Here is a 22,190-nt window from a genome sequence, read left to right on the forward strand (position 1 = left end):
TAATGACTAATGACTAATGACTAATGACTAATGACTAATGACTAATGACTAATGACTAATGACTAATGACTAATGACCAATGACCAATGACTAATGACTAATGACTAATGACCAATGACTGAGGAGGTAATATGCGATCGCGAACTGTAAGAGAAGGTTCTGTCGGGTTCTTAATTTTAGTAGGAATCGGTTTATTTGGCGGCTTAGTCCTCTGGCTGCGGGGCGTGCAGCTAAGCAACCGCAGCTACAAATTCGCCGTAGAATTTGCCAGCGCCCAAGGAATGCAAATAGGCACGCCCGTCAGGTATCGCGGGGTTGCAGTCGGTAAAATTACCGCCCTCAAACCGGGTTCCAACGGCGTAGACGTGACGCTGGAGATTGCCCCCGGTACTTTAGTGATTCCCCGGGATGTGGCGATCGAAGCGAATAAATCCGGCTTAATTGGCGAATCGTCGATCGACATTACCCCCAACTCGATTTTGCCAGAATCGTTACTTACCGCCAATCCCGTTAGTGCCGACTGTCCCCCTGAGATTATCTGCAAAAATTCGCGCTTAAAAGGTCAAGCAGGAGTCACTATCGACGAACTAATTCGATCCACAGTTCGCCTAGCTAATTTCTACACAGACCCCGCCCTATTCGGCAATATTAAATCGATTGCGGAAAACACAGCAAATACGGCTAAAGGTGCGGCTAAACTCACTCAAGACTTATCTAATTTAACCTTAACCGCGAAAGCAGAAATAAAAAACTTGAATCAATCAGTAAAAGGAGAGCTTGGCAACTTTAATCAATCAGTAAAAGGCGAGTTAGGAACTTTAAATCAATCCTTAAAAGGAGAGATTGGAAATTTAAGTCAATCCGTCAGAGGAGAAATAGGGAGTTTAAATGAAACAGCTAAAGGAGAATTATCAGCAGTTTCAACCGATATTCGCAAAGTTACAGCAACAGCAGAAAATTCCACAAAAGAAGTAACTGCCGCTGCGATAACTTCGGCTAATTCAGTGACTCAAGCAGCTAATCAAGTTACCTTAACAGCTAACCAACTCAATTCCTTAGTAGCAACCAACCGAGCCAGTTTAGTCTCAACTTTGAACAATATCAATCAAGCCAGTCAAGAACTTCGTGTAACTGTCAGCAGTTTAAGTCCGACAATTAATCGAATTAACCAAGGACAACTATTGAATAATTTAGAAATTTTATCAGCAAATGCCGCCCAAGCTTCTGCTAATTTGCGAGATTTATCTAACAACATAAACAATCCCGCCAGTTTGCTATTATTACAGCAAACTTTAGATTCCGCACGCGCTACTTTTCAGAACGTACAGAAAATCACTTCCGACGTAGACGAAATTACAGGAGATCCGGCTTTCCGCAACAATATTCGCAGGTTAATCAACGGATTGGGTGGCTTGTTGGGTTCCACCGAACAACTGCGACAGCAAGTTAAAGTTGCTCAAACCTTAGCTCCCCTTTCCGAGCAAGCAAATGCCAACAAAACTGGGGTAAATCAATCAATAGAGCGTGGATTTCCCAACTTGCACAAACAACAAAAACTGCCAGTTTTACCATCTCAAACTGCAAAAATTACAGGATCTGTAGGTTCCGAGAAGACTCCCTAAAATATTGTATCATTGAATAATTGCAATTTTCTTCATCCTTCTGCTATAAACAGCCTGTTCATTAAAACAAATCAAACCTATGACGCAAACATTATCAAAGCCGATTGAAATCAAAACCCAATATACTGTAACTTGGGAAAAGTTACCAGATGACTTTCAATTACCGGACGATCCAGTGGAAAACATCGACCAACCACTTTTAGCCGCAGCCCTCAGAGAAGCCTTGGATATCGCAGGATTTATCCTAGCAGAAATGCTGATAGCTTCTAACTTTGGAGTGTGCGCCAAAGTCAATGACAAAACAGTAGTAAAAGCACCGGATTGGGTATACGTTCCCTCGGTATTGCCAGCAGCAGGAGAAATCCGCCGCAGTTATACTCCCAATGCGGAGGGAGAAGTGCCGGCAGTAGTGATGGAATTTTTATCGGACGATCGCGAGGCTGAATATTCCATAAAACCGACATATCCTTACGGAAAGTGGCGGTTTTACGAGCAAATTTTGCAAGTTCAGGTTTATGCAATTTTCGAGCCAAAATCGGGAAGATTGGAAGTATACAGATTGATTTCTGGAAAATACGAACTGCAAGAACCGGATGCTGACGATCGCTATTCGATCGAATCAATGGGATTATTTCTGGGGGTTTGGGAAGGTGAAAAATCTCACAGAAGCGGTTATTGGCTGCGCTGGTGGGATGAGAATGGCAATTTGTTGCTGTGGGGTGCCGAACGGGTGGAACAGGAACAACAACGCGCCGAAGAGGAACGCCAGCAGGCTGAACAGGAACGCTTGCGGGCCGAAGAGGAACGCCAGCGGGCCGATCGACTAGCAGCATACTTGAGAAGTCAGGGCATCGATCCCGATCGAGTTTGAAGCTGTCGGGCGCGATCGAACAAAAGTTAATAAAATTGAGAAAGCAGTTGCGTTCTCAAAGGCTTAATCTAGAAAAAAGATAAGGAAAAAACATGACACAAACAGCAGTCAAAAACTCTGTCACCGATAGCTGTCTGACTCTGAAAGGAGTGAGTTGGTCGCAATTTGAATCGCTCGAAGCCGCTTTTGAGTCTGTCGGCGGAATCAAATTTGCTTACTTAGATGGGATTTTAGAAATTATGACAGTTAGCCCCGAACATGAAGAGACAAAGAGTACCCTTAGTGTTTTGTTAGAAGCATACCTAAGAGAGAAGGGTATCCGATTTTATGTTAAGGGCGGGCCGACTTTGGGTAGTAAAGAATTAGGGGCCAGAAAGGAGCCTGATGAGTCGTATAATTTGCAGAGTAAAAAGGCAATTCCCGATTTGGCGATCGAAGTTGTATTCACTAGCGGTGGCATCGATAAACTCCAACTATACAAACGGTTCGGGATACCTGAAGTTTGGTTTTGGGAAGATGGGGTGCTGAGTATCTATTATTTGAGGGAGGAGTACGAAAAAGTCGATCGCAGCGAGTTGTTGCCGGAGTTAGACATTGCTTTGTTAGTGAGATATCTAACTTACTTTGACCAATACGATGCTGTTACTGAATTCATCAAGGCTTTGCGGGAATAGTTCAAATCAACTAAAATTAAATATAATTAGAATAAAGGAGCGATCGACATGGTTCAAGCCTTAACAAAAATAGTAACATTTGACGAATTCATTGCATGGTATCCTGAGAATTCAGAACACCGCTACGAACTGCACAATGGAGTAATTGTTGAAATGCCCAAAGGAACTGGCAAACATTCCGATTTAGGAGGGTTCTTGGTTGCTGAATTTAATTTTGAGATTCGACGGCTGCACTTACCTTGGTCGGTTCCCAAAGAATGTGTCCTTAAACCCGATCGCGACGAATCAGGATATGAGCCAGATGTCATCGTTCTCGATCGCCAGCAAGTGATAAATGAACCGCGTTGGGCAGCAGAATCGATTATCACAATGGGTTCGTCAGTGCGTTTAGCAGTAGAAGTAGTCAGCACTAACTGGCAGACTGACTATCTTACCAAACTGCGGGATTATGAAGAAATGGGCATTTTTGAATACTGGATTGTCGATTATTTGGGATTGGGCGGAAGACGCTACATTGGGAATCCCAAACAACCTACGCTTTCGCTTTATCAATTGGTTGACGGGGAGTACGAGTTGACGCAGTTCCGGGGAGACGAGAGAATTGAATCGGCTGCTTTTCCAGATTTAAACTTGACTGCTCAACAGGTGTTTGATGCAGGAATTATTATTGAATAAGGAGCGAGTTCGCCATGAACGCAACATTAGAATAAAAATTAGATCGACCATTGCTATTTCCAGGATTAACCTGGAAACAATTCAAAACTTTAGAACCGATGCTGGATATTCCAGGTGTTCGATTGTCGTTTTTAGATAAGGTGTTTGAGATTCAAAGAAGGCCTGGAAGAAAACACGAAATAGCTAAGGGGCGAATTGGTGCGCTGCTAGAAATTTACATGATAGCGGCAGGAATTGATTTTACCCTACGGAATGAGAATTAAATAAGCTGTGTTGCATCTAGATTGCCTATGGTATTAGAGAGGGAGAGGGGGAGAAGGGGAGAGGGGGAGAGGATTTGACGATTGTTCGATCGGGACTCGAAATATACAATTTAAATGCACAACAGCTTAACTTACACTCTTGAAAGTGGGGAGGTTGGGCGGGACGCCCGCCCTTTTTGGACGGGCGGGACGCCCAACCCACAATAACAATTAAAATTGTAAGCTGTTCTGCATTTAAATTGGCTGTCAAAAAACAATCAAACTCTTGTGGGGAGTAGGGGTTGGGCTTCTAGCCCGCCCCGAATATGCAATTTAAATGCGCGACAGCTTAAGTTATTTAATTTGCGATCCTACGGAGTCTCTGACTTTAGAAAATGAATCGAGAATAGTGAAGCGGGAAGCAGATAAATCTTACGAATTGGGTGCTGATAGAAAACGTCCAGATTTAGCGATCGAAGTTGTCGTCACTAGCGGCGGAATTGATAAACTGGAAGCCTACAAACCCCTCAAAATCCCTGAAGTTTGGTTTTGGGAAAAAAGCCAACTGTCTCTGTATGGTCTGAGACAGGAAGGATACGAACAGATTGGCTGTTCCGAATTGCTACCGGAACTGGATATTGCTTTGTTTGTTAGGTGCATGAATATCGCGAATCATGTTGAGGCTGTCAAAGAGTTTAGAAGTGCGTGCGATCGGGATTTGCAGTCAAAAAGGGCGATCGTAAATACACTACCTTTGTTGTGGCACGGGCGTCCCGCGTGCGAGCCATCTGCGGTTAAAAATAAAATTAGATTAGTTGCACAAAAAAGTTTACAATAGATACAGCATATTCCAGGTTCATGAAGTACAGATATTGTATGATTTCTGTTTTGTAGGGTGCGTCGCTGTTCCATGTGAGCGTCGTGGAACTTGCAGATTGTTTCGGGCGACGCACCTTACTTACTACTTGATTGTCTGTACCACATATACATGGAATATGCTTTATATAACTCACAGGAAGCACGACCATGACAACAGTCGTTCCCACCCTCAAAACTTCTGAAATCGTATACCCTAGCGCTGATGGAGAACCAGTGGCAGAAACTTACGACCATCTCTACGCCATCTTAACCACTTTAGAAGTCTTAAAACAATACCTCGCAGGCCGTCGAGCCACTGTTTTAGCAAACCAATTATTATACTACGCTCAAGGTTTCCCCAAAGTCCGCGTAATACCTGATGTGATGGTAATTTTTGATGTAGAACCGGGTGGCAGAGATAATTACAAAATATGGGAAGAAGGGCAAGTGCCGAAAGTGATTTTTGAAATGACATCACCAGGCACTCAATTAGAAGATAAAATTACTAAAAAAGATTTGTACGAGGGGATAGAAGTTCAGGAATACTGGTTGTTCGATCCGAAAGGAGAATGGATTCCTGAAAAATTGCGCGGGTATCGATTGGGGGTAGAGGGTTATCAATTAATTACTGATAGTCGCAGCGAAGTATTGCAACTGCGTTTAGAAATAGAAGGAAAACTGATTGGGTTTTATCGGGAGGATAATGGAGAAAAATTATTGATTATGGATGAATTGGCTTCAACTTTAAAAGCGGAACGGCAACGGGCAGAAGCGGAACGGCAACACGCAGAAGTGGAAAGTCAACGTGCAGAATCGGAAAGTCAGCGTGCTGCTGAACTGGAATCTTTGCTGGCGCGTTATCGAGAGCAGTTTGGAAAATTGTCATAGGATAAGAGGTATTAAGTAGAGCAACGTAAAACACAGAACTCCCAGAGGCCCGACATCTTGAAGAGGTCGGGTATCTAACATTTATCGCATTTTACGTTTAATTTAGATCAACCTACTTGGTTGCAGCAAAAAAAGTTTATAATAAATCTACAACTCACAGGAAGCGCGACCATGAAAACAGTCGTTACCACCCTCAAAAATTCTGAAATTATATATCCTAGCGCTGATGGAGAACCACTGGCTGAAACTTACGACCATCTCTACGCAATATTAACCACTTTAGAAGTCTTAAAACAATACCTCGCAGACCGTCGAGCTACTGTTTTAGCAAACCAATTTTTATACTACGCTCAAGGTTTCCCAAAATTGCGTGTAGCACCTGATGTGATGGTGATTTTTGATGTAGAACCAGGTGGCAGAGATAATTACAAAATATGGGAAGAAGGGCAAGTACCGAAAGTTATTTTTGAAATTACATCACCAGGCACAAAATCGGAAGACCAAAATAATAAAAAAGACTTGTATGAGGGGATGGAAGTTGAGGAATATTGGTTATTTGACCCTAGAGGTGAATGGATTCCCGAACAATTGCGCGGGTATCGATTGGGAGAAGATGGGTATGAATTAATTAGAGATAGTCGTAGCGAAGTATTGCAACTGCGCTTGGAAATAGAAGGAAAATTGATTGGGTTTTATCGGGAAGATAATGGAGAGAAATTATTGATTCCCGATGAATTGGCTTCAGCTTTGCAAGCTGAACGGCAACGGGCTGAAGCTGAACGGCAACGGGCTGAAGCCGAACGAGAACGGGCTGAGGCTGAACGAGAACGGGCTGAGGCTGAAAGTCAACGTGCGAATGAACTCGAATCTTTGCTAGCTAGTTATCGATCGCAGTTTGGAGAATTGCGACAGGATAACGGCTAAAGATGCAGGGGTGCGATCGCACGTCACAGAAATCGCACTTCTAATTCTAATTTAAATAGTATTGACAAATCTCAAATATTGTGTTGGAAAAATTCCAAATTTTAAAACTGATCGTTTTGCGATCGAACTTGGGCATTCTAGATACAGGTGCTTTGTGAGTGCCCGGAAACCGTCTAGACAAAGGATTGACGATGGAAAGTATACAGAAAAAGTCTAGCGATCGTCCGGTTCACAGGAGCGATCGAATTAAGCAGATTTTTGCGTTAGTATCGATGGTGTCGTTTGGTGGTTCGGCAATTTTTGGTATTGTGAGTCTGTTCAGCAGCGGTTTGAGCAGCCAGCACCAGCGAAAACCGGTGGCTGCTGCTGTTTCCCAGGAATCTTTGCTGGCGGCGCAGGAACGGGGATATAAGACGGTTTTGCAGCGCGAACCGCAGAATCAGACGGCTCTGGAGGGGTTGGCAAATGTGCGGTTGGGGATGAATAATAAGGTGGGGGCGATCGAGCCTTTGGAGAAGTTGGTCAAGCTAAATCCCGATCGGGCTGATTATAAGGCGCTGTTGGGGCAGGCGAAGGGGAAGTAAGGGGCGATCGGTGAAGCCAATAAACAAGTTGTAAATCGGGCTACTAAACAAGTTAAAAATCTGGTGTCTAGAATGGAAAATAACGTTTTAAATTCTGAACTCAACCGTCTCATTCCTCCGGAAATTAAAAACGATGAATTTTACATAGCTATCCAAAAAATTGCCCAAGAAGAAGATATTCAAACCGTTTTAGAAATTGGCTCATCTTCAGGACAAGGTAGCACAGAAGCATTTGTCACTGGGCTGCGGGAGAATCCCAATCAGCCAGTATTATTCTGCCTAGAAATTTCAAAACCTCGGTTTGCAGAACTCCAAAATACTTACATTGATGAGCATTTTGTCAAGTGCTATAACGTCTCTTCTGTTTCAATAGAACAGTTTCCTGAAGAAGATGAAGTGATTAGATTTTACAACAGCAATCAGACAAACCTGAACTACTATCCACTTGAACAGGTTATAGGATGGCGACGCCAGGAACTTGAATATATAGAGCAATCAGGAGTATCAGGGAGGGGGATCAAAAAAATTCAGGAAGAAAACAACATTGAGTTTTTTGATGTTGTACTGATAGATGGGTCTGAATTTACAGGGAGTGCCGAGCTAGAAGAGATTTATGGCGCCAAGTATATTATTTTAGATGATATCAATACATTTAAAAATTTTGGGAACCTTCAAGGTCTATTAAACGATCCCAATTATACATTAATAGCCCAAAATTGGCGTGTACGCAATGGCTATGCAATCTTCAAAAAAGTTACTGTTCAACCAGTCAGCTATACAACCATTAAGTGTGCTGTTGAAGCCATTGAAGGTTTCATGGTTCCAGGGCAAGAAGAGTACCTTTTCAATAAGGTAAAGTCCCTCCCTAATGATGGTGTAATCGTTGAAATAGGCTCGTATAAAGGACGCTCCACAGTTGCTATGGCTTATGCCTGTATAGGAACTAAGAGAAAGATTTATTGTATTGATACATGGGATGGTAACGATATTGACTTTCCCGACAGAAATTTCTTTGAGATTTGGAAGCAAAATTTACAAAAAAATGGATTATATAAATATGTAGTCCCCTTACAGGGATATTCTCATCAAGTGTTAAGCCAGTGGATTGAACTAACCAATGGCACCAAAATAGACTTTATTTTTATTGATGGTTCTCACCAATTTTTAGATGTATTAAAAGACTTTGAACAGTCATTCCCACTCGTAAAAGAAGATGGTTGGATAGCATTTCATGACGTTGTACCTACTTGGCCTGGTTCTGAGCGTGTATGGCATAATATTGCCAAACATTGTCTAGTCAATCATCAGTATTCATCAACTCTTGCCTGCGGTCAGAAAAAAACGACTGCCTGTGCCTCTCCCTCATCGCTAGAATTACCGATTAACTTTTTTACTATTGTTCTCAACGGTGAACCATTCATAAAATATCACATAGAAGTATTCAAGCAACTACCTTATCAATGGCATTGGCATATAGTCGAGGGTGTAGCGGACTTGAAGCATGATACAGCGTGGTCTTTGCGAAATGGCGGACGCATTACCGAGGAAATCCACTCGAAGGGACGCAGCAATGACGGCACAACAGAATACCTAGACGAATTGGCACAGCTATATCCAGAAAATGTCACGGTTTATCGTAAACCAGAGGGTATTTTCTGGGAAGGCAAACGTGAAATGGTTAATGCACCATTGGAAAATATTAATCAGGAATGTTTACTATGGCAAGTAGATGTTGATGAATTGTGGACTGTCGAGCAAATCTGCACAGCGCGACAGATGTTCATTTATCGTCCTGAAAAAACAGCGGCTTTCTATTGGTGCTGGTATTTTGTCGGAGAGAAGTTGGTGATTAGCAGTCGCAACTGTTACGCTCAGAATCCAGCACAAGAATGGTTGCGAACCTGGAGGTTTAAACCTGGCTGTGTCTGGGTAGCTCACGAACCTCCTAGATTGGCTGAACCTTTATCCGATGGCGAATTTAGGGATGTTGCAGCAGTAAATCCTTTTGTGCATGAGGAGACAGAAACGCGGGGTTTGGTATTTCAACACTTTGCCTACGCGATGGCAAAACAGTTGCATTTTAAAGAGCAATATTATGGCTATGCAAATGCAGTTTCAGAATGGAGCGTATTGCAAGCTCAGACTAGATTCCCAGTTCGCCTGAGCCAGTATTTTTCATGGGTTCAAGATCGCACGATGGTTGATACTGCTAATTCCTGTGGTGTAACACCAATGGCGAAAAGAGAAAAAGATACTGATATCTGGGAGTTTTGCCCACCAGACGAATCACCAAGCAAAACAGTAATAACTATTCCCAAAGCAAATCGAACGATTATTATTGATGGTGTGTTTTTTCAGCTTTATAGAACTGGAATAGCCCGTGTTTGGACATCCCTTCTAGAAGAATGGGTAGAAAATGGGTTTGCCGATCACCTTATTTTTTTGGATAGAATTGGTACGGCTCCCAAAATTCCGGGGATCGGCTATATCCAACTGCCAGCTTACGATGTCAACAACGTTTTAGCTGACCGCCAAATGCTACAGCAAATCTGCGATGATGAGGCTGCTGATGTATTTATCTCCACTTACTACACCACACCTCTATCTACTCCCTCTGTATTCATGGCTTATGACATGATTCCAGAAGTATTGCGAGCTGATTTGAATGAGCCTATGTGGAGGGAAAAACATTATGCTATCCGCCATGCTTCTGCCTATATTTCGATTTCCGAAAGTACGGCCCGCGATTTAACTAAGTTTTTCCCAGAAATTGCACAGGAGTCTGTAACAGTAGCTCATTGTGGAATTGACAAATTATTCTCAACTGCTAGCAGAGAAGAGGTTAATCATTTCAAAAATAAGTATGGAATTACCAAGCCTTATTTTCTGTCTGTTGGGAGTGGAGCAGATTATAAAAACAATAATTTTTTCTTCCAAGCTTTTGCTCAATTGCCTAGCAAACAAGGCTTTGAAATTGTCTCTACAGGCAGCGGAATTGTATTAGAAGGAGAGTTGAGAACTTATACTTCAGGTTGTGTTGTTCATAAGCTTCTACTCAGTGATGAGGAATTGAGAGTAGCTTATTCTGGGGCTATCGCACTGGTGTTTCCGTCAAAGTATGAAGGTTTTGGAATGCCTGTGTTGGAGGCGATAGCTTGCGGATGTCCCGTTATTACTTGTCCCAATGGGTCTATACCTGAAGTGGCGAAGGAAGCAGCTTTGTATGTCAATGATGACGATGTTGAGGGATTAACCGATGCACTGTGTGAGGTACAAAAGCCGAAAATTCGCAGAGCATTAATTGCTGCTGGGTTAGAACAAGCTAAAAAATTCTCTTGGTCTAAAATGGCGGAAAGAGTTAGTTTGGCTTTGATTGATGCTACTCTCTTGCGTTTAAACTTAAAAGAGATTAATTTAATTATATTCCCAGATTGGTCCCAGCGGGAAGAGTCTTTGAGTCTAGAATTGGCAGGAGTAATAAGATTGCTCGCAACTCACCCAGACCAAAATAAGATGACTGTGCTTATAGACAGCAGCAACATTTCTGATGAAGATGCAAATCTAAGTTTATCTAGTGTAGCGATGAACCTTTTAATGGAAGAAGATTTAGATGTTTCCGAGGGGCCACAAATTTCCCTGATTGGACAGTTGAGTAAATTTCAGTGGGAAGCGCTCATGCCTCGCATTCACGGTAGAGTGGTATTGGAGAATGAGAATAAAGATTTTATCGCACAATTAGGCGCTGAAGAAATCCCATTTTACTCCCTAGATAGTTGGGTAGATACGAAATCTGGGAAGTCAGAATCAGCATAAATTTTATAGTTGCAACTATGATGAACATCGATATGTCAACAACAAAATCAACTCTAGAGTTGATTTTAGAAAAACCAATATTTTTTTATTGTAATGAAAATTCATTTTCCCATTTGAGTATATGTTTAGCTGAAGGCTTCAAGGAACTGGGAATACCATTTTATTCAAATATAAACCATTGGCAGATATCACCAAATAGAGAAGAATATCTTTTCTGTTATGACCCAATGGTGACTTATAATGACTGCTCTGTTGTCATACTGGACTTTAGAGTGGTGTTCAACTCGAACCCCGTACCACTGCCTGAAAATCTATTTCACTCAGCACGAAAATATATCACTGTCTATCTAGATGATATGGATGGTTTTACAGTTTGGAATCCCCAATTAAATAACTTTGACTTCAGGTTGAGAACTCATTGCAATACAAAGTCTGAATATCCTTCAAACTGTATACCGTGGGTTTTTGGGATTTCTAACCGCATTCTCCAAGAGACCAAAGAAATTCCCAAAAATCCGCAAGAAAAAATACGCTTACTCGTCAATTTCCGAGTTAACCAAGATGAGTTGATATATTCTAACGGTTGGTTGAGAGTTCCCCAGGGATATATAAGAATTGACAATGGGTCAATGATACTTGACCGCCCTCTGAGGAAGATTGTTTGGGAACATTTTGTGCCACTAATTAAAAATATTTTACCCCTGGATGATACGGTTGATAATTTTGATCAAACTCCCTCAGATAGCTACCACTACTTGCAGTGGAAGCAAACAGGTCAACGTCACAATCCGAGTTACTACCAACGTTTGAAAGAATCGGCGGCTTGTGCTGGCTTTGGGGGTTGTGTTACCTCAAGCTATTTCACGGGAGAACCAATTGTAGAATGGTGGGACAGTTGGCGCTTTTGGGAATCATTGGCGGCTGGGTGTGTAACGTTTCACGTAGATTTCGATAAGTATGGAGTTAAACTGCCAGTAATGCCCGAAAACTGGCGGCACTATATAGGAATCGATCTAGACAATATGCAGGATACTGTCGATCGCATTGCTGATGACCCAGGAATTTTAGAGAAAATCTCTATGGAAGGTCGGCAGTGGGCTATTGAAAATTACGCTCCTGTTCCTACAGTTTTGCGTTTTCTGGAAATGCTCGGTTTCTACACTCCGCAAATGGGCAAATACCAGGAAAATGAAGGCGGGTCAGCAGCCTTGGCACTGTCGATGAAATTGAGAGGGATTAACCTAATTGTTTTTCCAGATTGGACGAAACCAGAAGAGTCTTGGGTCGTAGATATAGAACGAGTGGTGAGGGCGATCGCAACTCACCCAAACAAAAGCAAGATGACTCTCTTAGTAGACAGCAGCAATATTTCTGAGGAAGATGCTAATCTCGCTTTGTCTGGTGTAGCGATGAACCTTTTAATGGAAGAAGATTTAGATGTTTCCGATGGGCCGCAAATTTCCGTGATTGGACAGTTGAGTAAAATTCAGTGGGAAGCGCTCATGCCTCGCATTCACGGTAGAGTGGTATTGGAAAATGAGAATAGAGATGCGATCGCAGCAGCAGGATATGAAGAAATTCCATCTTATCTACTAGACTGTTTTACGAATATATAATCTTGAAAGAAAGGCTCAGCAATTATTGTATCACTATTATCGTTAGGGATTTAGAGGATGCTTGTACCATGAGTTTTACTATCAAAAGAACTGAAGTAAACAAACTTTAGCCTTATTCAATGTAACTAAAAATGAAATTAGTTCTCCTTCTTAAGGGTATCCTGCTGTTGGCTGCTTCCAAAAAGCCTTGCCCCCACTTGCTCATATAATTCTCTAGAAAGTGGGTGCAAAAGATTATATTCTAAAACATTTTTAACGACTAGCAGCAATAAGCCAGGATCCACCTCCGACGATTGATCCGACTTCAGAAGCTTGATTACGCCCAAAGAATCAAGATCGGCTTCTGTATACGTCCCAATGATAATAGACAGGTTAATCAAATGCAACAGGTTATTGATGTCTGTGGGATTGATTTCCTGTAGATGATGGCGGATTGTCCAAGTCATTAAATACTCACCAATTTTTCCCCGTCGCTGCGCTTCGGTTTGCAAGACTTGGATTAAATCCTTTGTCCAGACATCGACTTGTTCCCTATCTCCTCCTGTCATCCCCACCAGCCATGTCGCCTGAGCTTCTATCTCTTGTTCATCTAATAGCAACGCCAATCCCAAATACCAATAGTGAAACTTATTGTCAGGTTCAGCTTGAATAGCCTGTTCGTAGAGATTGACAGCTTGACTGTAATCTCCTTGAATTAAATTTTGATAGGCTTGCTGCTCGATAGTTTCTGCTTGGGTCAATCCCGTTTTTTGTAAAACTTCAAATGGCATCAAATTTTCGACGTGTGCCGTTAAGGTTTCTCGATACGCTTTAAAATGCGCCCTCAGTCTTTCTTCCTGCTCCTTTCCTACTAGATAACGGGATTCTTTTGTAAACTGACCTGATTCTTTTACAAAAACCATATCAACTTGAAATAAAGCTGAGTCTGAAAGTCGATATCCCAGATCCACAATATCGTAAGCTACAAAACCTTGCTGTTTCATAAAGTCGATCGCAGCGCACATCTTATCAAATCTAGCTGTTACATATAAAGTAACTTCTACAATTACCAACTCTGTATTTTGAAGAGTTTGAGTGGCACCTGCTAGGATGTCTAGTTCTCTACCATCTACATCAACTTTGATTAAATACGGCCCTTCTAACTGGTGAGTTTTACAAATTTCATCCAGAGTAATGGCCGGGATTGTCCTTAGCTCAAAAGTTTCTGAGCTAGCCTCACCTTCCTCTGAGATGTAAGAATGGATAAAGTTGCTCAAATTCACTTGAAGAGGCACAAGCCCTTCTTCTTTGGAAGCAGCAGCAATTATATAGTCTGCTCTTTGAAGATGTTGACAAATTTTTATGAGATATGGTTCATTCTCTGCTATGGGTTCGATTAGGAGATATCTTGATTTTGGAAAAGCTTCATAAATTTCAAATGTTCCTAACCCAGCACCTACGTCAATAACTGTTTCTGGTTCAAAGCCCAACTGCTTGACATTCAATAATGACCCAAACATTGAACTTCTAGGAATTTCGTTGTTCGTCATAGTAATTTTTCCCTCTACTATTCCTAATGGATCAATTTCCAGCTTCAACGTAAATTTGCCACATCTGCTCGTATGCTTTCTCCATCTCTCGCGTAAACTGCTTAGCATTCCACAGAGGCGCAGTTTGCCGTGACTGTCGCAATTTCCAAGATATTTGCTGCCGCAAAACTGGATCTTTTCCTAAGCGAATTCCCCACTCCACGTACTCTTCATCTGTCCAAGCAATCCCTTCGGAAATACCAGCATTAATCATCATCGTGTAGCTGTTGCGGGCAGAAAACTGCTCCCCCACTCTTGTCACCATTGGAATGCCCATCCAGAGAGTTTCTAGAGTAGTCGTAGCTCCGTTATAAGGATAAGTATCTAGAACAATATCCGCAATGCCTAAGTTAGCTCGGTGAACCTCCTCTGAAGGCGCACTTGGTAAAAATCGCAGGCGATCGCGGCTCACACCCTCTGCTTCAGCAGTTTCTATAAAGAAATTATCGAGAAATTCTCGTTCTCCATAAGCTTTCATCAAGAAATAGCTATTCGGCACTTCTTTAAGAATTTTCATTTGCAGGATCGCCATGTGGGGATGATACTTGACACCCCTCTGAACGCCGAAATATACCACTGCATCGCTGGGCAGATCCAGATGATCGCGGCGCAGCGCAGGTACGCCAACTTCAAAACCATCTACAGCTATATAGGTTTGAGGCAATCGCCAGATTTTTTCTGCATAGTAATCCTGAGCCGATTCCGGTAAAACATAGGGATCGGCAATGTAGTAATCGATCGTTGGCATTGCCGATGCGTCCCATCCCAGCCACGTCACCTGGATTGGTGCAGGCTTTGTCGATAAAATCCCGCAGGCTGTACTGAGGGTGATACTGTCAAGATCGATCAAAATGTCAATTTCATGCAGAGAAATTTGCTCAGCTATTTCCATCCCCCCAAGCCCCGTCTTATAAGCTTTATCAACATGATTAACGTACCATTCCTGCAAGGAGTCAACAACCTCGGTACAGCCGAGCAAATAGGCATAAATTTCAAATCGCTCGCGATCGTGATGTTGAAAAATCCATCGCGCCAGCCAACCAACTGAATGCCGCCTTAAACAATGAGACAAGTATCCTATTTTCAAACGTTTATTTGAGGTATTAAATCTAGGATGCGAAGATAGTTTGTGGCGGTAGCGATCTATTACCTCCTTAGCCTCTACTTCAATATTAGCTTGGCAAACCTGAGCTAGCTGAGTGCGATATTTGTTATTAGTTTGCGGATCATCCCGAAAGTAGTTTAAGAAAAATGTTGTGTTGTATAACCCTAGAACATCACGGTTAGAACCTAAGTCTGTTGGCTGGTCTTTGTAAAGCGACTCTAGCAGCTCTTCCTGTATTTGGATGTGCGAAGTGATTTCATCCCAATATCCACAGATTCCTGCATTCATTGTCGCGCGCAGAATCAGGTGATTGTCATAAATTTTATCTATCAATTGCCGATTAGGGAGGAAATAGCACAATTTAGCAGCTTCTATAGCTTTAGTATGTTCGCCCAAATCCGTATAAAATGTGGCTAAACACCGGAGCAGCTCTGGATGCTGGGGCATCGCGCGCAAACCCAAATTAGTAAAGCATATTGACAATTTCTGTCGCCTGTGCGTGTAAGTAATTTCATAAATTATCGGTATCAAAAAATCAACAAAAGCCGAAGAGTCAGGTATATAGGGCAAACAAGTTTCTGTCAATTCCAATGATGAGGGAAGCAAAGGCGAATAATTTAACACCTTTTCCAGAATGTCTACTAATAGAGCTGAATCAAGTTCTACAGGTGGCTGGGTCTGTAGCAAATCTATCACTCCCAACTCAGTCAGCTCTTTTCCTGTATAAGTCTTAATCTGAATATATAGTTCTATAAGATGGAGTAGATTATTAATATCGGTTGGGCTAATTTCCCGTATGTGTTGCCGAATCGCCCAAGCCACAGAGTAGTCTTCTAGAGTCTTCCTCCGCTCTGCTTCCGTTTGCAGCACCTCAATTAATTCGGCTGTCCACTGCTCAACTTGTTCTTCATCCCCTTCGGCCATTGCCAGCAGCCAAGTTGTCTGTGCTTCTGCCTCTTGTTCCTGCAACAATAACATCAGCCCTAAATGCCAGTAGTGGGAGTGGATGTGAGGTTCGGCGACAATCGCTTGTTCGTACAAGCTCACAGCTTGAGTGTAGTTCCCTTTGCTCAGACATTGAACGGCTTGCTGCTGCCAATTCACTGTATCAATCGGTAAAGACTCTGAAATCATAAGCTAATTAAAACAACTATCTATCTATCTATCTATATTATCTTATTCATAACTGAAGAGAGAGAATAATCTAGCCAAAGCTATTGCCACAGTTATCAAATGACATTCTTCTGCCACAAGCCTAACTGCACTAAAAGAGGTAGCGCACAAGCGCTACCTCTTTTTCAACACTTAAGCTAGACTGACAAGCTACAATTCCTGCCACAATCTCTCTGTTATTACTTGGTAACGGCACTCCAGGCAGCGCCGCAGTCTGTCGCGGCGAATTTGGCTGTGCCACCAACAGCTTCGCAAATGGATGTCTGAGTAGTCTTTGCCTCGCCACTGTCAACTAGAACTACAACGCCTCCATATGCTCTCAGAGAGGTAGTATTAGTAGGAACAGCATTAGTATTTGCCTGATCGTCCTTAGTAGATACGACGTCATACGTGTAGTTAGTGGTTTCAGTTTTGAGGCCTAAACCCAAGTCCGGAATCACTGTTGTAAACTTGCCGTTCTCAGCATAGTAAGCCTGCTGACCCTTGTTGATCGAGGCGACATACTGCTTGGCTTCAGATTGCTTGGCTTTGTTTGCTTGGTTGAGGAATGCAGGCAAAGCAATAGCCGAAAGAATACCGATAATGATGATAACAACCAGCAGTTCAATCAGGGTGAAACCTTGATCCTGTCTTCTTTTGTTAATGTGTTGCAGGAACTTGGCTTTAAATTCAGTCTTCATAAGTCTTTTCTCCTTGAGGGGTGGGATGCTTGATTTCTAACTCCTGAATGTAACTTACCCACTTTCGTTCCTTCTCATATCACCCTGTGCTAAAAAAATTTAGCTAGGGCGGGATGAACGCTCCAAAAGCAAGTAAAGAAACACTTCCAGCCTGCTCAAGACTTCTTTAACTTCCTCCCAAGCTGCCTGTTCGCTGACAGGCTCTAGAGTAACGGGATGCAGGGGTTTGAGCTTTAACCAGCGTTCCACAAGGGACGGAGCAGGACAAGCGCCCTCCCAAAGCGGTAGCAAGCAAGCAGCCATATAACTTTCTAGGAAAATAGGTACTAAAGCCGGCAAAGTGACATAACGGCTAATCTCGAAGGGTTGTTGGCTAGTGATGCACTCGATCAAGTCTGCTCTCGCCTGGGGAGTTTTTAGCTGAGGATGCAGGTGTACCCGCGCATCCTGCCAGTCAGATAAAGTCCATTCAGCAACTGGCACAAATGGCTGTGCCCGATCGGGATGAGCGCACCAAAAGTCAATTAAACGGTTGACGGGATGTAACAATTCACATAAATGGAGCCCCTCTTCTGTAGAAATTTCTGGCAGGCTCATGGCTAGAAAAGCAGGTAAATTGTCTTGCTCTTTGAAAAGCTCGAGCAAGTCCCATTGCCGCCAATTCACCATACTGACCAACTCTAAATCAGCGGCTTGCAGTGCCGAAAACATTTCAGGTATAGTGTAGCCTTTATCGCCTTGAAATAAATAATTCATTAGCATCCACTGTTCACTCTGGGCGGCATCGGGATTCCAGGTTTGTCTCTTGAGAAGGACATCATCTTTCAAAGCGGTCATAATTTCTCGGGCTAATTCCATTTCTAAGTCTCGGGGATTTTCGTCCATCAATCCCATCATTTTGAAAACTTCCTGAACCCGAAAATAGGCAAACCTCTGTAGCGAACTATGAAAATTAGCACGAATTATTCCCCGATCTTTTAGCACCGACTTAAGTGTTTTCAATCCCGCCTTTATATCTGGCAATAAATAAAGAACTTCGTCACTATTAATATAGTCATACTCTAATCCTAATTTAGGCAAATCTTCAATTGAAAGCACATGAAACTCTGCATTCTCAAACCCATGATATTCGAGGCGGTGACGGGCTAACTTAACCGCTTCTTCTGATAAGTCAATACCAACTATTTTAGCACCGGGATTGGCTTCTGCTAAAGTCAAGGATTTATAGCCGGTGCCACAGCCTGCATCTAAAATAATTTTTCCTTCTGTTTCAATAACTGTTTGATTTCTTAAATAGTAAGGTGTTATAAGGTTATGAATATAGAGAAGCTGGTAGTTAGATTTAGGAGAGTTTTCGAGTGGGATTCTCGGGTAAGGAGCGCTGTTAAATTGCTGGCGAATTTTTTCTACGATGTCAGATGTTTGGTTGTTCATTCTACATTGCTCTCGCTACTAACAAATTGCGCTGTGACATACGTTAATTTTAGGATGACAAGGTATCTTATCTACGCGGCGTCCGAAAGGTAGTTGCGATCGCACTTTTGTGCAAACCCCACGCGGCTGGGCGGCAAGGACTGGGCATAATAGTAAGGGTAAATCTTTCCAGCCCCCGCAAAAACATATTATACAACCAACTACCACGTCCATGAACACCAACATCAGCCCCATCCTCAAAGTATTCACCCTATCTGCGGCCCTTTCCCTGGCCATCAAGTACGCAGGGCCTAGCTTATCCATACCCTCTACCGACCTCAACGCCCTCATCGCCGTCTTTACCCCCAGTATCATCTTAGCTGCAATCCTCGGCTGGCGATCGCGCCAACAGCAGCAGTAGAGACGCAATCAAGACACAATCAAAATGTGCGATCGATCTACACTAAATCTAAAGACTGTGTTTTTGCCAAAATCTTAATTCCCCGTACAGCTATCAAAACCAAACTCAAGGCACTCACCATGATTCAAACCATACCTGAATTAGTAACATTCGATGAATTCATTGACTGGTATCCTGAAAATTCAGAACACCACTACGAACTACATAATGGAGCTATTATTGAAATGCCAAAAGCAACAGGCAAACATTCTAAACTGACAGGTTTTCTAATCGCCGATCTCAACTTTGAAATCAGACGGCTACAACTACCCTACTTCATCCCCAAGGAATCTGTCATTAAACCGATACGCGAGGAATCAGGATATGAGCCAGATATCATTGTACTCAACGAAGAAACCATTGGAAACGAGCCGCGATGGGAAAAATCATCAATTATTACAATGGGTGCATCAGTACCCCTAATTGTAGAGGTAACTAGCACTAATTGGGAAGATGATTATGCTCGTAAACTAGAAGCATACGAATCAATGGGCATCCAAGAATATTGGATTATAGACTATTTAGGATTGGGCGGCAGACGGTTTATTGGCAATCCCAAACAACCTACTTTTTCAGTTTACCAACTCGTAGACGGCGAGTATCAAGTCAAACTGTTCAGAAATGCCGATCGAATTGAGTCGCCAATTTTCCCAGAATTGAACTTGACACCACAACAGGTGTTCGCCAAAGGCAAATGAGGAGCCTGCTTTCCCTGCTGTGAGAGTAGAGTTATTTTTTAAACGTGCGATCGCACGCATCTAAGATATCTTGGAAAGAAGCGATTCCCACGCATCCCTCAAGTCGCGCAGCAACTCCCTCTTCCCCAATCCAAAATCTCAAACCAAATGAAGCTAGGACAATGGATAGGCTTATTAGCCCTTATCGCATCTTGTTACATCCTCTGGCAAATCAGGCAAGCCCTACTGCTGCTGTTTGCCGCCGTCGTCTTAGCCACTGCCTTAAATAGGCTAGCACGCTACTTGCAGAAATTTCGGCTCCAAAGATCGATCGCAGTCTTACTTTCAATTAGCTTCCTAGTCCTCATCTTCGTAGGCTTATTCCTGATAGTTGTACCACCCTTTGCCGAACAGTTTCAACAACTTACCCAAAGAGCCCCTCAAGGAATAGAAAGATTAAATCAGTGGATCGATCAATTTGAGGGTCGCTTTTCAGGACAATTTGGCCAGCGGCTACCAAATCTTGATGTTAACGACATCATGCAACAACTGCAACCTTTATTCAACCAACTCGTCGGCGGTGCAGGAGCCTTTGTCGGCAACACATTAGGCGTTATCCTCAGCTTTTTGCTCGTCATAGTTTTGACCTTGATGACATTAGCCGAACCTCTATCTTACCGCAAAGCATTTATACAACTATTTCCCTCTTTTTATCGGCGGCGAGTCGATGGCATCTTAGATGAATGCGAAATAGCCCTCGGCAGATGGGTGATCGGCGCTTTAATTAGCATGAGCGTCATCACTTTTCTCAGTCTAATTGGTTTATCTGTTTTGCAAGTTCCCTTAGCCCTAGCTCACGCTGTAGTAGCAGGCTTTCTGAACTTAATACCCAATATCGGACCTGGTTTGAGCGTCATCCCCCCAATGACGATCGCACTTTTAGACTCTCCGTTACAATCCGGTTTTGTCTTAATCCTCTACTTTCTAATTCAACAATTTGAAAGCAACCTCCTCACCCCTTACGTTATGGCACAGCAAGTATCACTACTGCCTGCTGTCACCTTAATAGCTCAAGTATTCTTCGCCACGTTTTTTGGATTTTTAGGTTTGTTGCTTGCCCTTCCTCTCACCGTTGTCGCTCAAGTTTGGGTGAGAGAAGTCTTAATTAAAGACATTCTCAACCAGTGGCACACCAATCCTAGAAATCTAGCAGCGATCGATTCTGCTATTCATGAGGAGTACGAATCTATAGGAGTCACACATAGTAAGCCAGAAAGCAAGCCAGAACACAAACCTGAAATCCCTAATAATACAGATGATTCGGCGGTTTAAACCGCTTCTAAACAAACGAAGTCTGCCTCCGCAGACAAGCGATATAAAAGGAGTATTTAAGCCGGATTTGGTATTAGTCCGCGCAGGCGGACTTGGTTTGTGTAGTCGCGACTTGAGTCGCCGAGGCTAAAAGGTTTAAACCGCATCTCGTCCCGCTAAAAATTTGTTGAACCGTCAAAGTTAATTGGGAAATTGTGGGCGACAAAGTTCTATCTTCCCCCCGAAACTGACTGACCTGATACTCACCGTCAACCAAATGGTAAACTGAAAAAGTAGGTTGTTTCGGATTGCCAATATAGCGTCTGCCGCCAAGTCCCAAATAGTCGGCAATCCAGTATTCAGAAATACCCAAAGCTTCACAATCAACCAATTTATAGCCGCAATCATCCCGCCAATTGGTACTGACAACTTCGACAATTAGCCGGACAGAACTACCCATTGTAATGATAGATTGCTTTTTCCATCTCGGTTCGCTGTCAGTCCCTTGCCTGTCCAAAACGATCGCGTCCGGTTCGTAACCGGATAGCTCGTTATCAGCTTTCACAACGCATTCTTTGGGAACGAAGTAGGGCAACCTCAGCCTTTCGATTTCAATCCCTAGCTTCAGGCAGATGAAGCCGGCTACTTCTGAATGTTCTCCGGCTGCTTTAGGCATCTCAACAATAGTTCCATTGTGCAGTTCGTAACGGTTTTCAGAATTTTCAGGATACCAGTCAATAAATTCATCGAAGGTGACTGGTTTTAATACAGCTTGAGTCATGGCGATCGCCCTTTATTTGATTTATGATATTGTTATTGTATCCGTTATAATTTACATCTTGCATCATTATCAAGAACAGGCAATATGCCTGTTCCACGAAGAGTGAATTTTCTTGTGGAACAGGCAAGATACCTGTTCATAAAAGGCTTATTGAGAAGGGTGCAACATCTCAGTTATAATAGACCTCTTGCAAAAATAATTAGGACGGGCTCTCCGGCCCATCCCACAAGAGTTATTTTTTCTTGTGGGATGGGC

The 22,190-nt window shown here is 42.7% G+C and carries 19 protein-coding genes; 14 read left to right on the top strand and 5 right to left on the bottom strand.

Going from position 1 to position 22,190, the window contains the following annotated elements; genetic code table 11:
* Positions 1–131: 131 nt before the first annotated feature.
* The 11 genes from QUB70_RS25710 (at position 132) to QUB70_RS25760 (ending at position 12,767) form a co-directional block, all read left to right on the top strand.
* Positions 132–1,622, top strand: coding sequence for an MlaD family protein (locus QUB70_RS25710; RefSeq protein ID WP_332984285.1), 1,491 nt, complete (start codon positions 132–134; stop codon positions 1,620–1,622).
* A 79-nt stretch (positions 1,623–1,701) separates the two neighbouring features.
* Positions 1,702–2,493 (top strand): Uma2 family endonuclease, encoded by a 792-nt coding sequence (locus QUB70_RS25715; protein ID WP_332984287.1) that lies wholly within the window; start codon positions 1,702–1,704, stop codon positions 2,491–2,493.
* Between the two features lie 92 nt (positions 2,494–2,585).
* The gene (locus QUB70_RS25720) at positions 2,586–3,167 is read left to right on the top strand and encodes a Uma2 family endonuclease (RefSeq protein WP_332984288.1); all 582 of its coding nucleotides are present in this window, start codon (positions 2,586–2,588) and stop codon (positions 3,165–3,167) included.
* 48 nt (positions 3,168–3,215) lie between these two features.
* Positions 3,216–3,842, top strand: coding sequence for a Uma2 family endonuclease (locus tag QUB70_RS25725; RefSeq protein ID WP_332984289.1), 627 nt, complete (start codon positions 3,216–3,218; stop codon positions 3,840–3,842).
* Positions 3,843–3,892: 50 nt separating this feature from the next.
* The gene (locus tag QUB70_RS25730; protein WP_332984290.1) at positions 3,893–4,105 is read left to right on the top strand and encodes a hypothetical protein; all 213 of its coding nucleotides are present in this window, start codon (positions 3,893–3,895) and stop codon (positions 4,103–4,105) included.
* Between the two features lie 316 nt (positions 4,106–4,421).
* A complete protein-coding gene (locus tag QUB70_RS25735) occupies positions 4,422–4,922 on the top strand; it encodes a Uma2 family endonuclease (RefSeq protein WP_332984291.1) in 501 nt (166 codons plus the stop codon).
* 188 nt (positions 4,923–5,110) lie between these two features.
* Positions 5,111–5,830, top strand: a complete 720-nt coding sequence (locus QUB70_RS25740; RefSeq protein ID WP_332984292.1) for a Uma2 family endonuclease — start codon at positions 5,111–5,113, stop codon at positions 5,828–5,830.
* Between the two features lie 171 nt (positions 5,831–6,001).
* Positions 6,002–6,754, top strand: coding sequence for a Uma2 family endonuclease (locus tag QUB70_RS25745; protein WP_332984293.1), 753 nt, complete (start codon positions 6,002–6,004; stop codon positions 6,752–6,754).
* A gap of 158 nt (positions 6,755–6,912) precedes the next feature.
* The gene (locus QUB70_RS25750; protein WP_332984294.1) at positions 6,913–7,338 is read left to right on the top strand and encodes a tetratricopeptide repeat protein; all 426 of its coding nucleotides are present in this window, start codon (positions 6,913–6,915) and stop codon (positions 7,336–7,338) included.
* Positions 7,339–7,410: 72 nt separating this feature from the next.
* The gene (locus tag QUB70_RS25755) at positions 7,411–11,151 is read left to right on the top strand and encodes a class I SAM-dependent methyltransferase (RefSeq protein WP_332984295.1); all 3,741 of its coding nucleotides are present in this window, start codon (positions 7,411–7,413) and stop codon (positions 11,149–11,151) included.
* A gap of 629 nt (positions 11,152–11,780) precedes the next feature.
* Positions 11,781–12,767, top strand: a complete 987-nt coding sequence (locus QUB70_RS25760; protein ID WP_332984296.1) for a hypothetical protein — start codon at positions 11,781–11,783, stop codon at positions 12,765–12,767.
* Between the two features lie 137 nt (positions 12,768–12,904).
* Here QUB70_RS25760 and QUB70_RS25765 read toward each other — a convergent pair whose 3' ends face one another.
* The 4 genes from QUB70_RS25765 to QUB70_RS25780 form a co-directional block, all read right to left on the bottom strand.
* A complete protein-coding gene (locus QUB70_RS25765; protein WP_332984297.1) occupies positions 12,905–14,296 on the bottom strand; it encodes an FkbM family methyltransferase in 1,392 nt (463 codons plus the stop codon).
* Between the two features lie 31 nt (positions 14,297–14,327).
* Positions 14,328–16,574: an O-linked N-acetylglucosamine transferase, SPINDLY family protein gene (locus tag QUB70_RS25770; protein ID WP_332984298.1), complete on the bottom strand. Its 2,247-nt coding sequence runs from the start codon at positions 16,572–16,574 to the stop codon at positions 14,328–14,330.
* Between the two features lie 218 nt (positions 16,575–16,792).
* Complete coding sequence (locus QUB70_RS25775; protein ID WP_332984299.1) at positions 16,793–17,293, bottom strand: type IV pilin-like G/H family protein; 501 nt, start codon at positions 17,291–17,293, stop codon at positions 16,793–16,795.
* A 99-nt stretch (positions 17,294–17,392) separates the two neighbouring features.
* The gene (locus tag QUB70_RS25780) at positions 17,393–18,727 is read right to left on the bottom strand and encodes a class I SAM-dependent methyltransferase (protein WP_332984300.1); all 1,335 of its coding nucleotides are present in this window, start codon (positions 18,725–18,727) and stop codon (positions 17,393–17,395) included.
* A gap of 211 nt (positions 18,728–18,938) precedes the next feature.
* On the opposite strand from QUB70_RS25780, the gene QUB70_RS25785 reads away from it, so the two are divergent.
* The 3 genes from QUB70_RS25785 (at position 18,939) to QUB70_RS25795 (ending at position 21,175) form a co-directional block, all read left to right on the top strand.
* Positions 18,939–19,127, top strand: a complete 189-nt coding sequence (locus tag QUB70_RS25785) for a hypothetical protein (RefSeq protein WP_332984302.1) — start codon at positions 18,939–18,941, stop codon at positions 19,125–19,127.
* Positions 19,128–19,246: 119 nt separating this feature from the next.
* The gene (locus QUB70_RS25790; protein WP_332984306.1) at positions 19,247–19,864 is read left to right on the top strand and encodes a Uma2 family endonuclease; all 618 of its coding nucleotides are present in this window, start codon (positions 19,247–19,249) and stop codon (positions 19,862–19,864) included.
* A gap of 147 nt (positions 19,865–20,011) precedes the next feature.
* The gene (locus QUB70_RS25795) at positions 20,012–21,175 is read left to right on the top strand and encodes an AI-2E family transporter (protein ID WP_332984304.1); all 1,164 of its coding nucleotides are present in this window, start codon (positions 20,012–20,014) and stop codon (positions 21,173–21,175) included.
* A 73-nt stretch (positions 21,176–21,248) separates the two neighbouring features.
* Here QUB70_RS25795 and QUB70_RS25800 read toward each other — a convergent pair whose 3' ends face one another.
* Positions 21,249–21,935: a Uma2 family endonuclease gene (locus tag QUB70_RS25800; protein ID WP_332984305.1), complete on the bottom strand. Its 687-nt coding sequence runs from the start codon at positions 21,933–21,935 to the stop codon at positions 21,249–21,251.
* Positions 21,936–22,190: the final 255 nt, after the last annotated feature.

This window comes from Microcoleus sp. A003_D6 (genome assembly GCF_036702825.1).
GTDB lineage: Bacteria > Cyanobacteriota > Cyanobacteriia > Cyanobacteriales > Microcoleaceae > Microcoleus.

What these genes read in the sequence shown, in the direction of transcription:
- QUB70_RS25710 (WP_332984285.1), top strand. Translation starts at nt 132, where the DNA reads ATGCGATCGCGAACTGTAAGAGAAGGTTCTGTCGGGTTCTTAATTTTA.
- QUB70_RS25715 (WP_332984287.1), top strand. Translation starts at nt 1,702, where the DNA reads ATGACGCAAACATTATCAAAGCCGATTGAAATCAAAACCCAATATACT.
- QUB70_RS25720 (WP_332984288.1), top strand. Translation starts at nt 2,586, where the DNA reads ATGACACAAACAGCAGTCAAAAACTCTGTCACCGATAGCTGTCTGACT.
- QUB70_RS25725 (WP_332984289.1), top strand. Translation starts at nt 3,216, where the DNA reads ATGGTTCAAGCCTTAACAAAAATAGTAACATTTGACGAATTCATTGCA.
- QUB70_RS25735 (WP_332984291.1), top strand. Translation starts at nt 4,422, where the DNA reads ATGCGCGACAGCTTAAGTTATTTAATTTGCGATCCTACGGAGTCTCTG.
- QUB70_RS25740 (WP_332984292.1), top strand. Translation starts at nt 5,111, where the DNA reads ATGACAACAGTCGTTCCCACCCTCAAAACTTCTGAAATCGTATACCCT.
- QUB70_RS25745 (WP_332984293.1), top strand. Translation starts at nt 6,002, where the DNA reads ATGAAAACAGTCGTTACCACCCTCAAAAATTCTGAAATTATATATCCT.
- QUB70_RS25755 (WP_332984295.1), top strand. Translation starts at nt 7,411, where the DNA reads ATGGAAAATAACGTTTTAAATTCTGAACTCAACCGTCTCATTCCTCCG.
- QUB70_RS25760 (WP_332984296.1), top strand. Translation starts at nt 11,781, where the DNA reads ATGATACTTGACCGCCCTCTGAGGAAGATTGTTTGGGAACATTTTGTG.
- QUB70_RS25765 (WP_332984297.1), bottom strand. Translation starts at nt 14,296, where the DNA reads ATGACGAACAACGAAATTCCTAGAAGTTCAATGTTTGGGTCATTATTG.
- QUB70_RS25770 (WP_332984298.1), bottom strand. Translation starts at nt 16,574, where the DNA reads ATGATTTCAGAGTCTTTACCGATTGATACAGTGAATTGGCAGCAGCAA.
- QUB70_RS25775 (WP_332984299.1), bottom strand. Translation starts at nt 17,293, where the DNA reads ATGAAGACTGAATTTAAAGCCAAGTTCCTGCAACACATTAACAAAAGA.
- QUB70_RS25780 (WP_332984300.1), bottom strand. Translation starts at nt 18,727, where the DNA reads ATGAACAACCAAACATCTGACATCGTAGAAAAAATTCGCCAGCAATTT.
- QUB70_RS25785 (WP_332984302.1), top strand. Translation starts at nt 18,939, where the DNA reads ATGAACACCAACATCAGCCCCATCCTCAAAGTATTCACCCTATCTGCG.
- QUB70_RS25790 (WP_332984306.1), top strand. Translation starts at nt 19,247, where the DNA reads ATGATTCAAACCATACCTGAATTAGTAACATTCGATGAATTCATTGAC.
- QUB70_RS25795 (WP_332984304.1), top strand. Translation starts at nt 20,012, where the DNA reads ATGAAGCTAGGACAATGGATAGGCTTATTAGCCCTTATCGCATCTTGT.
- QUB70_RS25800 (WP_332984305.1), bottom strand. Translation starts at nt 21,935, where the DNA reads ATGACTCAAGCTGTATTAAAACCAGTCACCTTCGATGAATTTATTGAC.